11 protein-coding genes and 4 tRNA genes are annotated in these 13263 nt (G+C 40.3%); 2 read left to right on the forward strand and 13 right to left on the reverse strand.

Annotated features, from left to right (window positions below):
* Nucleotides 1–166 precede the first annotated feature (166 nt).
* The 13 genes from WFN33_RS07255 to tpiA all read right to left on the reverse strand — a co-directional run bounded on the left by WFN33_RS07255 (nucleotide 167) and on the right by tpiA (nucleotide 10013).
* A complete protein-coding gene (locus tag WFN33_RS07255) occupies nucleotides 167–733 on the reverse strand; it encodes a TPM domain-containing protein (protein WP_336952298.1) in 567 nt (188 codons plus the stop codon).
* The gene (locus WFN33_RS07260; protein WP_442892778.1) at nucleotides 727–1809 is read right to left on the reverse strand and encodes a TPM domain-containing protein; all 1083 of its coding nucleotides are present in this window, start codon (nucleotides 1807–1809) and stop codon (nucleotides 727–729) included. Before WFN33_RS07260 ends, WFN33_RS07255 begins: the two co-directional genes overlap by 7 nt.
* Before the next feature lie 119 nt (nucleotides 1810–1928).
* On the reverse strand, nucleotides 1929–2519 hold the full coding sequence (locus WFN33_RS07265) for a LemA family protein (protein ID WP_336952300.1): 591 nt from the start codon (nucleotides 2517–2519) through the stop codon (nucleotides 1929–1931).
* A gap of 392 nt (nucleotides 2520–2911) precedes the next feature.
* Nucleotides 2912–3313 carry a ribosome-binding factor A gene (locus tag WFN33_RS07270; protein WP_336952301.1) on the reverse strand — a complete coding sequence of 134 codons (402 nt, stop codon included), beginning with the start codon at nucleotides 3311–3313 and terminating at the stop codon, nucleotides 2912–2914.
* A complete protein-coding gene (gene infB / locus WFN33_RS07275) occupies nucleotides 3313–6021 on the reverse strand; it encodes a translation initiation factor IF-2 (RefSeq protein ID WP_336952302.1) in 2709 nt (902 codons plus the stop codon). Before infB ends, WFN33_RS07270 begins: the two co-directional genes overlap by 1 nt.
* A gap of 10 nt (nucleotides 6022–6031) precedes the next feature.
* The gene (gene nusA / locus WFN33_RS07280) at nucleotides 6032–7516 is read right to left on the reverse strand and encodes a transcription termination factor NusA (RefSeq protein ID WP_336952303.1); all 1485 of its coding nucleotides are present in this window, start codon (nucleotides 7514–7516) and stop codon (nucleotides 6032–6034) included.
* A gap of 34 nt (nucleotides 7517–7550) precedes the next feature.
* Complete coding sequence (gene rimP / locus WFN33_RS07285; protein WP_336952304.1) at nucleotides 7551–8075, reverse strand: ribosome maturation factor RimP; 525 nt, start codon at nucleotides 8073–8075, stop codon at nucleotides 7551–7553.
* 202 nt (nucleotides 8076–8277) lie between these two features.
* A tRNA-Met gene (locus tag WFN33_RS07290) sits at nucleotides 8278–8354 on the reverse strand.
* A gap of 100 nt (nucleotides 8355–8454) precedes the next feature.
* A tRNA-Met gene (locus tag WFN33_RS07295) sits at nucleotides 8455–8531 on the reverse strand.
* A 76-nt stretch (nucleotides 8532–8607) separates the two neighbouring features.
* Nucleotides 8608–8684, reverse strand: a tRNA-Met gene (locus WFN33_RS07300).
* 45 nt (nucleotides 8685–8729) lie between these two features.
* Nucleotides 8730–8814 (reverse strand) — tRNA-Leu (locus WFN33_RS07305).
* 53 nt (nucleotides 8815–8867) lie between these two features.
* Entirely contained in the window at nucleotides 8868–9209 is a 342-nt protein-coding gene (gene secG / locus WFN33_RS07310; protein ID WP_336952305.1) for a preprotein translocase subunit SecG, read from the reverse strand.
* Between the two features lie 9 nt (nucleotides 9210–9218).
* Entirely contained in the window at nucleotides 9219–10013 is a 795-nt protein-coding gene (gene tpiA / locus WFN33_RS07315) for a triose-phosphate isomerase (RefSeq protein WP_336952306.1), read from the reverse strand.
* 276 nt (nucleotides 10014–10289) lie between these two features.
* Between tpiA and pilB the strand changes: the two genes are divergently transcribed.
* Both pilB and WFN33_RS07325 read left to right on the forward strand, forming a co-directional pair.
* Nucleotides 10290–12002, forward strand: coding sequence for a type IV-A pilus assembly ATPase PilB (pilB, locus tag WFN33_RS07320; protein ID WP_336952307.1), 1713 nt, complete (start codon nucleotides 10290–10292; stop codon nucleotides 12000–12002).
* A 27-nt stretch (nucleotides 12003–12029) separates the two neighbouring features.
* Entirely contained in the window at nucleotides 12030–13262 is a 1233-nt protein-coding gene (locus WFN33_RS07325) for a type II secretion system F family protein (RefSeq protein WP_336952308.1), read from the forward strand.
* Nucleotide 13263: the final 1 nt, after the last annotated feature.

Consider the following 13263-nt stretch of genomic DNA (forward strand, 5'->3'; position numbering starts at 1 on the left):
CTTTTGAGCAATTTATATGGCTGTTCTTTTTGTGGAAAAAATCAACAACCAATCGAGACTCTTTGATTTTAGAGAGAATGTAATGCTTTACAAGTTTTTTTTTACTGCTTATATTTTTACGTAATTATACGTAAAAAAGTGACATTTATTGTCACCGAAAATAAAATTAATTCACAATGATTGGATTGTTTGATAATTCATTTACATTATTAATTTGACTATATTTATTCCCATAAAATAAATTTAAAATTTGACCAATTTCTAAAACACCATTACTCACTGCAGTTCGATAATTTTTGTTTTTTAGTTCAGCAATCATCACATCACAAATCTGTTGCCACGTTTGCGGTGTAGTGGCTTGATGGATACCGCGATCAACCACAATTTCAACTGTCTTTTCACACAAGTTTAAATACAGCAATACTCCACTATTATACTCAGTATCCCACACGCCCAATTCAGCAAACAATTGGTGTGCCCTTAACCGTGTATTTTGATGATATGCCTGATGACTTGGAATATGCCCCTCGATCACCACTTGAATTTCACCGACATGACCCTCTTCTGCTTGCTTCACCGTTTGTGCAATTGCATGCTGATCTTGCTTTGAAAAATAGCGTTTCGAGGCAGGCATATATAAAACGTGCTTTAACCAACGTTTAAAGCTTGGTTGTACCTGTTCCTGTAACTTTGGTTCAGTCACAATTGCTGTTGTATCTGTTCTTGTTACCATGAGCCTGATGCTCCTCCACCGCCGAAACCACCACCGCCGCCACTATAGCCCCCACCACCGCCAAAACCACCACCGCCACTGCCCCCACCACGGCCACCACCAGATAAAAACATTTGGAAAATCAGTTGTGCCAGTGATGTAATCAACAAAAAGAATATACCAAAACCCAAAACTAAGCTCATCACAATCCCTGAGCCATAAATAAGTCCTGCAGCGGTTGCTGTCACACCCGCAACTGCTGCACTTAAACGATTGCCCACAATAAATGATGCAAAGATACCAATCACCAAAATCACCATAGCAGTGGTCAAGGTTCGATCCTTAGCTTCTTGTTCTTGCAATGCTTGGTTTTGACGCTCTTTTAGCTCATCTGCGGCTTGTTTGGCAATTTCAGGGTCAAGGTTTAAAATACGCTCAATTTCATTGACACCCGCCAGTAAACCTTGAGCATATTGTCCTTGCTTAAAATCTGGTGTGATCTGATTGCGTATAATCCGACTGGCCACAATGTCAGGGAGTACACCCTCCAAACCATAGCCCGTTGCAATATGGATTTTATGATCATTGACTGCAACTGCGATCAATAAACCATTGTCTTGTTTTGCTGAACCTAACTTCCATTGCTCAGCAACACGCATTGCAAAATCAAAAATACCTTCTTGCCCTGTGGTTGGAACAATGATAATCCCAATTTGTGCTTTACCTTGGCGATAAATATCACGAATTTGTTGTTCTAAATTTTGCTTTTCAGCTGCAGATAAAACATTGGCTTGATCAACGACAGGCTGGTTTAATGTGGGAATATTTCGAGCACTTTCACCCTCTGCCATATCATTGGCAACTTGTGGTAAGTCTTTTGAGGAAGTTTGAGGTGCTTGCTGTGTGGTAGGTGTTTGTTTTTGAGCATCTGTGGGTTTTGAGCCGATCACATTGGGCAAATTGGCATTGGGTACAACTTTACCCAAAACAATTGCGTCTTGTACCTCTTGCTCATCTGTGGCTGTCACTGTTTCAGCCCAAACACTAGATTGAACAGAAAGCATCAGTCCAAAAAATACAAATAATATTGTACTCATGTTTTTCATTACTGATTTTTCTCGCCATTCAATCATAGTTCACCTTTTATTGAATAATGAAAAATATTCTCACTATCTTTTATCTCAAGCGTTAAAGACAGAGAAATAAAATCACATCATTAATTAAAATTAACTGTTGGCGCTTTCGATGCACCTGCTTCAGCACTAAAGTTCGGTTTAGCTTTCATACCAATCACTTTAGCAGTCATTGCCTGAGGGAATTGACGCACATAGGTATTGTAATCTTGAACAGATGCAACATAACGTGTCCGTGCAGTACTAATACGGTTTTCAGTCCCTTCCAATTGAACCTGTAAATCACGGAATTGTTCATTGGCTTTTAAATCTGGATAATTTTCTGTTACCGCTAAAAGACGTGATAATGCACCTGTCATTTGTGATTGTGCTTCTTGGTATTTTTTAAACAATTCAGGATCGTTCAATACATCTTTGTCTACTTTTAAACCTGCGACCTTGGCACGTGCTTCAGTCACCTCAGTTAAAACTTTTTCTTCGTGGGTTGCATAACCTTTGACCACATTCACCAAGTTAGGGACTAGATCTGCACGACGTTGATATTGGTTTTCAACTTCAGACCATGCCGCATTTACAGACTCATCTTTAGCTTGCAAAGTATTATAGCCACAACCTGAAAAAGCTAAGGTGCTTGCCAGTGTAAGTGCAACTAAACCTTTTTTCATTGAATTCATTGCCAATTCCTCAAAGATATTTATTTGTATTTGTTGATATCTCTGCATTCTATACAGTTTAAGGCAAAGTTTTGTTTAATTTCTGCTACCTAGCTAGAGATGAAACAATTAAATTTTTGCATGTTTGATAGAAATTGTTGAAGAATGCCTTAAACCAAAACCTTTTTAAATGTTTAAAATTATCTAGACCTGACTAAATTAACTTTGCATTGCTATCACCCAAATACTCTGCGCGTTGATCAAGCTGTTCTTGTGTTTTACTCATGAAATTACGATCTGATCTTCAGCAGATAAATTTTTAGCTTTATTTTTTTATTTAAATTATTCATTTAGAGTTTAAACATCTTTTAAAGATACAAAAAAGCCACCCTCAGGTGGCTTATTGTTTAAGTTTACTTTTCTTCTTCGTCTTGTTGCTCAGGCAAATCTTTCACTGCTTCTGCAATTAAACCAAACATATAGTTACCATAGGCATTGGTTTTATCATAATGAAAGCGCAAACGAGGCGTTATACGAGTTTTGATACGACGACCTAATTCGTGGCGTAAGAAACCAGATGCTTTATTTAAGACATCTAAAGTTTCTTTATTTGCCACTTCACTTTGCTCATCGCCAAGTTCACGCCCCATCACGGTAACGTAAACTTCTGCATAACCTAGATCTGGACTCACTTTCACCGCAGAGATGGTCACAAGACCACCTAAGCGAGGATCTTTAAGCTCTTGGCGAATCAGTTCTGACAACTCACGTTGTACCGTATCCGCCATACGCTTAAGACGTTGACTACCCGCCATTAAAGACTCCGTTTAATCAACTGAACATCATACACTTCAATTTTATCAAGTGCTTTGATGTCTTTATAACCTTTTACTGCAAGACCACATTCCATACCAGCACGAACTTCTTCAACCACCTCTTTATAGCGACGAAGAGATTCAAGCTCGCCTTGGAATACCACAACATCATCACGTAGTACACGGATTGGTTTATTACGATGCAATACACCTTCGAGCACCATACAACCTGCAGCAGCACCAAACTTACTTGAGTGGAATACTTCACGAACTTCTGCAACACCCAAAATTGTTTCACGGTGTTCAGGTGCAAGTTTTCCGCTCATTGCTGCTTTCACATCATCAATAAGTTGATAGATGATTGAGTAGTAACGAATATCGATACCATCTGCATCTGCTTTTTGACGCGCGGTATTGTCTGCACGTACGTTAAAGCCAAGAAGTACCGCTTCTGAAGATTCAGCAAGGGTCACATCAGACTCAGTGATTGCACCCACGCCCGAACCGATTACACGTACTTTCACTTCGTCAGTTGCAAGATCAGCAAGTGCAACATGTAACGCTTCCAAAGTACCACGAACATCAGTTTTAAGAACAACATTTACAATCGGCACATCTTTCTTGCCCATTGATGCCATAATGTTCTCAAGACGCATTGCACTTTGACGTTCAAGACGTTTTTGACGCTCACGGTCCATACGCGCATCGGCAACTTCACGTGCTTTTTTCTCGTCATTAACAACAAGAACTTCATCACCCGCCATTGGCGCTTCTGGAAGACCTAAAATTTCAACTGGAATTGAAGGACCTGCAGATTGAATACGTTGACCATTCTCATCGGTCATCGCACGAACACGGCCGTAAGATGCGCCTGCAAGAACCAAGTCACCTACTTTCAGTGTACCGTTTTGAACAAGAATAGACGTTACCGCACCACGGCTATTGTCTACACGTGCTTCAATTACAACACCTTGTGCAGCACCTTCTTCAGACGCTTTCAACTCTAACATTTCAGCTTGAATTGAAATCAAATCTAGAAGTTCGTCGATACCTTGACCTGAGTGTGCTGAAACCATTGCAACTGGTACATCACCACCCCATTGTTCAGGCACGATTTCTTTGGTTGTCAATTCATTCAATACGCGATCTGGATCAGCTGATTCTTTATCCATTTTATTGATTGCAACAATAATTGGAGTACCCGCAGCACGTGCATGGTCAATTGCTTCCGCAGTTTGTGGCATTACACCGTCATCCGCTGCAACAACAAGTACCACGATATCAGTCGCTTTGGCACCACGTGAACGCATTGCAGTAAATGCAGCATGTCCAGGCGTATCCAGGAAAGTAATAATTCCTTTATCCGTTTTAACGTGATAAGCACCAATATGCTGTGTAATCCCGCCCGCTTCGCCTTGCGCAACTTTGGCACGACGAATACGATCCAGTAACGATGTCTTACCATGGTCAACGTGACCCATGATTGTCACAACTGGCGCACGTGTTGTTTGTGCACCACGTGCTTCTTCAGCTGCTTCAAGTAAGTTATCTTCAGCTTGTGTATCAGATACACGAACTGGGTTGTGACCCATTTCTTCAACAATTAATGCCGCAACTTCTTGCTCAATGGCTTGGTTCTGAGTAACAAGCTCACCCATTTTCATCAGTGATTTAATTACTTCACGAACTTTAACTGCCATTTTTGCTGCAAGGTCTGCAACAACAATAGTTTCTCCAATTTCAACGTCATAAACTTGCTTTTTAACTGGTTTCTCAAAACCATGTTTATTCGCTTGACTGGTTTTTAAACCACGTTTATGCGGGTTATGGCTGAAAGATTGCTCTTCCTGACCACGACGACCACCTTTCTTAGGAGAACGTGTATTTGCAGTATTGGTACCACGTTTGATTTCACGGTCTTCTTTTGCAAATGAGTCTTCATATGCTTGACCAACCAAACCTGCAGCCAACGGTGAATCATCAACTACACGAATCGTTGTCGCAGTTTCATCAGAAGAATACTTAGACGCCATTTGACGCATTTGCTCAAGCGTACGCTGTTGAGCTTCTTCTGCCGACTTACGACGAGCTGCTTCTTCAGTCGCTTTCAGTTGTGCTGCTTGAGCTTCACGTGCACGTTTCTGCTCAGGGGTTTCAATTGTTTTTACTGTTGCTTTAGTAATCGGCTTATTGGTCGATTTACGTTTTACAACAACAGCTGCTTTTGGTGTTTCTTTTGCAGCAGTTTGTTGTTTTGCAGCAGCACGCATTTTTTCTAAATTCGCTTTCGCTGAGCTTTCAGTCTTTTCAACTCCAGCCACAACAGTATTTTGCTGTACTTTTTGAGTTGACGTCGCTTGAGCATTTGCTTGAGCTTTAGCCAAAGCTTCCGCTTTGATTTGTTCAGGATCTGGCTTAGTAAACGTATGTTTCTTACGAACTTCTACGTTAATTGTCTTCGCTTTACCTGAAGTACTCGCAACTTTAGCCGTACTTGTCGTTTTACGTTTCAACGTGATTTGTCCTGCTTGTCCCGTATCTTGACCATGTGCTTTTTTCAAATGGTTCACGAGAACATCTTGCTGTTCAGTAGAAATTTTATCTTCAGCCTGTTTTTGTGGCAATCCAGCTTCACGCACCTGATCAAGGAGCTTTGCAACAGGAAGTCCTACGCTGACCGCTAACTCTTGAATTGACTTATCCGTCATGTATTACCTCCTAGTTAAACCATGATTCACGTGCTTTCATAATCAATTGACCTGCTTTCTCAGCGCCTAAACCGTCGATATCAGAAATATCATCCGTTGCTTGGTCAGCTAAGTCATCGATTGTTACCACACCACGTGCTGCTAAAGCATGCGCAATTTCAGAAGTCATTCCTTCCATCGCAACAAGTTCTGGACTTGGGTCCTGAATATCTTCTTGTTGCTTTAATGCATCAGCCAAAGCTGCTTCTTTTGCACGACTTTGTAGCAATTCAACTGTATCCGCATCTAATTCGATTTCATCGAAAGTTTCCGCAGGCACATAAGCAATTTCCTCAAGTGAGGTAAAGCCCATTTCTACTAAAGCCATTGCAAGATCTTCTTCAATATCAAGACGTGTTACAAACATGTCTAAATACTGTTGAGCTTCACTTTGTTGACGAGCACGGTACTCATCTTCAAGCATCATATCTAATTTATAACCCGTAAGCTCTGATGCTAAACGGACGTTTTGACCTTGTGATCCAATTGCTCGCGCAAGTTGATCACTGGTTGCAAAAATAATGTCTGCTGTACGTGCATCTTCATCAATCACAATCCCAGATACATCCGCAGGCTCTAAAGCACTTGCGATATATTGAGCCGGATCATCAGACCACACGACAACATCAATACGTTCACCATTTAATTCAGACTGAACCGCTTGGATACGTGTACCACGCATACCAATACACGCACCGACTGGATCAATACGATGATCGTTGGTCTTAACCGCAATTTTTGCACGTACACCTGGTTGACGTGCTGCTGCTTTAATCTCAATGATTTCTTCAGAAATTTCAGGAATTTCTTTTTTCATTAATGCAATCAGCATTTCAGGTTTAGCACGTGACAACAATAATTGCGCACCACGACCTTCACGGTTCACATTATAAAGAATTGCATTCATACGCTGTTTAGGGCGAAGAATTTCTTTAGGAATCATTTCTTCACGTGCTAAATAGGCTTCTGCGTTATCACCTAAGTCTATAATGAAGCCATCTTTGGTTTGTTTTTTCACTTCACCGTAGATCAGTTCACCCACTTTAGCTTCATAAGCATCCGCCACTAAAGCACGTTCAGCTTCACGAATTTTTTGCACAATTACTTGTTTGGCAATCTGTGCTGCAATACGACCAAAATCAATTGATGGTACTTCTAACTCACGGATATCACCAATTGACCATTGAGCAGGATCAACATCAGAAATCGCATCTTGACATGCTGGCATTTCATGATCTTCATCAGCAACAACTTCCCATTGACGGAAAGTGCTGTAATCACCTGTCTTACGATCAATTTCTACACGTAACTGAGCTTCTTCCGAATTCGTTCCTTCGTAGAATTTCTTTTTTGTCGCTGCAACCAAAGCCTGTTCAAGCGCTTCAAAAATTGCTTCACGACTTACACCTTTCTCATTACTTACCGTTTCAACGACGGTGAGAATTTCACGTGCCATAAGTCACCTATTTATTCAGATTTCTATTTCTGGATTAATCCTGAAAGATCAAATTCGCTTTGTCTATATTGTTGCTATCGATCTCAAGTACTTGCTGTTGTTCAACTTCAACTTGAATGAATTCATTTTCTAAATCTACAGCAATTAATTTTGCTTGGAATTTACGGCGATTTTCAACTGCAGCAATCAAACGCAATGCAACTTGTTGTCCGATGTATTTTTCTAACTGTGCCAACTGGAAGAATGGTCGATCCCAACCTGGAGATGATACTTCTAAAGCATATTCGCCTGAAATTGGATCATGTACATCTAATATTGCACCAACTTGCTGAGTCACACGTACACAATCTTGTACGCCAATACCACGACCCAATTCTGCTTCACCATCTTCATTAATCGTTGGTTCAGCATTTTCCACCACATCTTTATCGATATAAATACGCAATAAAGAACGCTTACCTTGAGGAATAAATTCGATTCCCCAAAGTTCTACATCACAAGCTTGCACTGCAGGAGTGATTAGGTCTTGAAGTGCTTGAGTTTTATTTGATAGCTTCATTTACTCTCGTCATATTTGTGCGATTCAATCGCTCATCGGACTAATTCAAACTTACTATAGTGAAGCATGTCTTTTTGACCAATTGATGTCCACACCACACGATAGCCAATAAAAAAGGGCGTAATCGCCCCTATTATCGCACAGTAAACCGAAGTTCACTATGCAAAAAAGACCCACCTATCTGTGAGCCCTTTTAGAAACTTGGTAGCGGGAGCTGGATTTGAACCAACGACCTTCGGGTTATGAGCCCGACGAGCTACCAGACTGCTCCATCCCGCATCAGCGTTGCAAAATTATACACAAGAAATTTAATTTTTTCAATCCATCATTGACAGATACATTGAATTTCTTGCTTGATTAAGTTGCACCTTAATCAAAATGGTAGCGGGAGCTGGATTTGAACCAACGACCTTCGGGTTATGAGCCCGACGAGCTACCAGACTGCTCCATCCCGCAACAACATTGCAAATTCACAAATAATATAAATTTTTCAACTTACATTATCATTAACTAAGTTGCATCTTAATTAAATTGGTAGCGGGAGCTGGATTTGAACCAACGACCTTCGGGTTATGAGCCCGACGAGCTACCAGACTGCTCCATCCCGCATCAATGTTTTTTTCAGCTGCTAACACCAACAATCTGGTTCATTGTTGGTGCGGAAGGGGGGACTTGAACCCCCACGCCCGAAAGCACTACCACCTCAAGGTAGCGTGTCTACCAATTCCACCACCACCGCAGCTGTGACGCATTCTAGTCGCATCATTCAGAAAAAGAAAGAACTAAATGGCATTATTCGCCAGTTTTTGGTGCAGTTGGTGAAGTTTCACCCGTATTGGCGGGTGCAGGTGCTGTGGTTTGAGAACTGCTCTGTACAGATTTTAAACCATAGGCATCCGATGTTTGTTTTTTAGCAAACACCGCTAAACTTAAACTGGTGATAAAAAACAAAGCCGTGAGAATTGCAGTTAAACGGGTTAAAAAGCTTGCAGAACCCGAGGCACCAAATACAGTTGCAGCACCACCGCCACCAAATGATGCACCTGCATCTGCACCTTTACCGTGCTGAACGAGGATCAGCCCGATCATCAAAACGGCCAAGATGATATGTACAACCAGCACAAATGTATGCATGCTGAACTCCTATTCTTCTGTTTGAGCAAATGCTTGAGCAATTTTATAAAATGACTCAGCATTAAGTGATGCACCACCAACCAGTGCACCGTTGATATCTGGACATGCAGCTAACTCTACTGCATTTTCAGGCTTGACACTACCACCATACAAAATCGCAGTATGTTGAGCTTGAGCCGTAATTTGAGTTAAACCTTCACGAATTTTTGCATGCATTGTCTGTGCATCTTGCGGAGAAGCAGTCTTACCTGTTCCGATTGCCCAAATCGGTTCATAGGCAATCACAATATTGTGCCATTGTTCTACTTTTACAACTGCTGCGAGATCGCAAATTTGTTGTAAAACCACTTGCTCTGCCTGCCCTGCTTCACGTTGTTCTAAGCTTTCACCCACGCAATAAATCACGCGAAGCCCTGCATTTAAAGCATTGGCTAATTTAGCTTTAATTTTTTGAACATCATCGCCAAAAAGTTCTCGGCGCTCTGAATGCCCAATCAACACATAATCAATATGGCTGTCTTTAAGTAACTCAGCACTGACTTCACCGGTATAAGCACCTGTGCCTGCCATTTGAGAAAGATCTTGTGCGACAACTTTGATGGGTGAATCTGCATCGTTAATTAATTTTTGTACAGACAATAAAGCAATAGAAATAGGTGCAACACCAATATGACATTGTTGTTCTGTAATCGGTGTTTGTTGTAAATACTGATTTAAATCTTGAATGAGCTGTTGCGAATTCGCTTGCATTGGGTTCATTTTCCAATTGCCGACAACCCAAGGAGTAATAGTCGAACTCGACATACATCTAACCTTTTATCGAAAATGTGCACATTCTACACGGAATTTATATTTTTAAAGTATTTTTTCTTTATCAATTCAGTCATCTTATTTAAAGTCATGTTTTAATAACAACGCAAGAAACATAAAACATTTCAAAGATAATGCTAAAAAGCCTCATTGGCTCAAATTATTGTTAAATATGTTTCTATAAAAATACGTTTAATTCTAGATATTTCTAAGGATCATCGTATAATTTTCGTATTCCAATTATAAAATGAAATTTAATGTGTTTTGGGGATGTCTATGCAAAATGGTTCACCTAAGTTTTCGGGGTATATCCGTCGCTTAGTCGACGAAGGTTTTTTATCTGCCCAGCAAATGAAAGATGCGTTCAGTAACGCTCAAAAAAATAAAGTGAGTATCGTTGCCTATCTTAGTGAAAAATTAAATATACCACCACTGATCATTGCCGAAATGATCTCCGTTGAGTTTGGAGAGCCTATTTTTGATCTGGACAGCTTTAATCCTGAAATGCTGCTCAAAGAGATTGTTGATCCAAATTTAGTCACCAAACATAAAGTGATCCCTTTGATACAACGCGGTAATATTTTATATGTCGCCACCAGTGATCCGACCAATATAGAAGCATTGGATGCCATTCGTTTTAACTGTGGTCTGAATATTGAACCGATTATTGTTGAGCACCATAAATTAGAAAAACTATTAGAAAAACACTTTACGGTAGAAGAAAGTTTTAACTTTGGCGATGAAGATTTTGATGTTGATGTCATTGCTACCGATGACCAACCTCCATCTGAAGATGATGATGAAGCATCTGAAGAAGAAGCACCTATTGTTAAATATATCAATAAACTCTTGGTCGATGCGATTCGCATGGGAGCATCAGATTTACACTTTGAGCCTTATGAAAAAAGTTATCGGGTACGTTATCGAGTAGATGGTGTGCTTAGAACCATTACCAATCCGCCCTTACAACTGGCAAGTCGTTTGGCATCACGCTTAAAAGTCATGTCCAGAATGGATATTTCAGAAAAGCGTGTCCCGCAAGATGGTCGGATCAAATTAAAACTCTCAAAAACCAAAGCGATTGATTTTCGTGTAAATTCATTACCTACCTTGTTTGGTGAAAAATTGGTACTGCGTATTCTTGATCCATCAAGTGCCATGCTGGGTATTGATGCGCTCGGATATGAGGAAAAGCAAAAAGCTTTATTTATGGAGGCTTTAGAGAAACCTCAAGGTATGTTACTGATTACGGGGCCAACAGGTTCTGGTAAAACTGTTTCCCTCTATACTGGCTTAAATATCCTGAATACAGAAAGTTCAAATATCTCCACGGCTGAAGATCCAGTTGAAATTAACTTGGAAGGGATTAATCAAGTCAATGTCAACCTCAAGGCCGGTCTCACCTTTTCAGTCGCATTAAAATCATTCCTACGTCAAGACCCTGACATTATCATGGTCGGAGAGATTCGTGACCTTGAAACTGCTGAAATTGCAATTAAGGCTGCTCAAACGGGTCATATGGTGATGTCTACGCTACATACCAACAGTGCGCCAGAAACGTTGACCCGTTTACGCAATATGGGAGTACCCTCATTTAACATTGCCACTTCGGTGAATCTTGTGATTGCACAACGATTGGCAAGACGACTATGTAATCATTGTAAAGTACCTGTTGAAATTCCTAGACAGAGTTTGTTAGAAATGGGCTTTACTGAACAAGACTTAAGTAATCCTGAGTTACAAATTTTTCAACCTGTAGGCTGTAGTGAATGCCGTGAAGGCTATAAAGGGCGTGTCGGGATCTATGAAGTCATGAAAGTAACACCTGAGATTTCAAAAATTATCATGGAAGATGGCAATGCACTTCAAATTGCAGCGGCATCGGAGAAATTGGGGTTTGATAATCTAAGACGTTCAGGTTTAATTAAAGTCATCAATGGCTTAACTTCTTTACAAGAAATTAACCGTGTGACCAGCGAATAAATATAATCAATATTCAAGGAAATTATGATGGCAGCTAAAAAAGCTCAAATGATGCCTACATTTGCTTATGACGGGGTTGATCGCAAAGGGATCAAGGTTAAAGGAGAATTACCTTCACGTAATATGGCACTTGCCAAAGTCACCCTGCGCAAACAAGGCATTACCATTAAAACCATTCGAGAAAAAAGGAATAATATTTTTGAAGGTTTAATGAAAAAAGGCATTTCTACTTTAGATATTACCATTTTCACTCGTCAACTCGCCACAATGATGAAAGCAGGTGTGCCATTAGTACAAAGCTTTGAAATCGTTGCAGAAGGGCTAGAAAACCCCTCTATGCGAGAAATTGTATTAGGAATAAAAAGTGAGGTTGAAGGAGGAAATACATTTGCTGGTGCGTTAAGAAAATATCCACGCTACTTTGACAACTTATTTTGCTCCTTGGTCGAATCTGGCGAACAATCGGGCGCCTTAGAAACCATGCTCGATCGGGTGGCAATTTACAAGGAAAAGAGTGAACTTCTTAAACAAAAAATTAAAAAGGCCATGAAATATCCAATCTCGGTCATCGTTGTTGCGATCATTGTAACGATTATTTTAATGGTCAAAGTTGTGCCTGTGTTTCAGGAATTATTTAACTCCTTTGGTGCAGATCTACCTGCTTTTACCCAACTTGTCGTCAATATGTCGAACTGGATGCAAAAATATTGGTTTATTCTAATCCTTTTTATTGGTGTCGTAATTACTGCTTTTTTAGAAGCCAAAAAACGTAGTAAAAAATTCCAAAATTTTTTAGATCGTACGGCACTGAAACTGCCTATTTTTGGTGATCTGGTTTATAAAGCCATTATTGCCCGTTATAGCCGTACACTTGCCACGACATTTGCCGCAGGGGTACCTCTCATTGAAGCGTTAGAATCCACCGCAGGTGCGACCAATAATGTGGTTTATGAACAAGCGGTGATGAAAATTCGTGAAGATGTTGCTACTGGGCAACAGCTTAACTTTGCCATGCGTGCAACCAATAAGTTCCCCTCTATGGCTATTCAAATGGTGGCGATTGGTGAAGAATCGGGTGCATTGGATGCGATGCTAGATAAAGTTGCATCACATTTTGAAAATGAGGTCGACAATGCTGTAGATGGTTTAACTTCAATGATGGAACCATTAATTATGGCTGTTTTAGGTGTAATCGTTGGTGGTTTAGTGATTGCGATGTATCTTCCAATTTTCCAAGTAGGCTCAATTGTTGGCGGATAAT

Source organism: Acinetobacter sp. AS167 (genome assembly GCF_037152175.1).
Taxonomy (GTDB): Bacteria; Pseudomonadota; Gammaproteobacteria; order Pseudomonadales; family Moraxellaceae; genus Acinetobacter.

What these genes read in the sequence shown, in the direction of transcription:
- WFN33_RS07255 (WP_336952298.1), bottom strand. Translation starts at nt 733, where the DNA reads ATGGTAACAAGAACAGATACAACAGCAATTGTGACTGAACCAAAGTTA.
- WFN33_RS07260 (WP_442892778.1), bottom strand. Translation starts at nt 1,809, where the DNA reads ATGAGTACAATATTATTTGTATTTTTTGGACTGATGCTTTCTGTTCAA.
- WFN33_RS07265 (WP_336952300.1), bottom strand. Translation starts at nt 2,519, where the DNA reads ATGAATTCAATGAAAAAAGGTTTAGTTGCACTTACACTGGCAAGCACC.
- WFN33_RS07270 (WP_336952301.1), bottom strand. Translation starts at nt 3,313, where the DNA reads ATGGCGGGTAGTCAACGTCTTAAGCGTATGGCGGATACGGTACAACGT.
- infB (WP_336952302.1), bottom strand. Translation starts at nt 6,021, where the DNA reads ATGACGGATAAGTCAATTCAAGAGTTAGCGGTCAGCGTAGGACTTCCT.
- nusA (WP_336952303.1), bottom strand. Translation starts at nt 7,516, where the DNA reads ATGGCACGTGAAATTCTCACCGTCGTTGAAACGGTAAGTAATGAGAAA.
- rimP (WP_336952304.1), bottom strand. Translation starts at nt 8,075, where the DNA reads ATGAAGCTATCAAATAAAACTCAAGCACTTCAAGACCTAATCACTCCT.
- secG (WP_336952305.1), bottom strand. Translation starts at nt 9,209, where the DNA reads ATGCATACATTTGTGCTGGTTGTACATATCATCTTGGCCGTTTTGATG.
- tpiA (WP_336952306.1), bottom strand. Translation starts at nt 10,013, where the DNA reads ATGTCGAGTTCGACTATTACTCCTTGGGTTGTCGGCAATTGGAAAATG.
- pilB (WP_336952307.1), top strand. Translation starts at nt 10,290, where the DNA reads ATGTCTATGCAAAATGGTTCACCTAAGTTTTCGGGGTATATCCGTCGC.
- WFN33_RS07325 (WP_336952308.1), top strand. Translation starts at nt 12,030, where the DNA reads ATGGCAGCTAAAAAAGCTCAAATGATGCCTACATTTGCTTATGACGGG.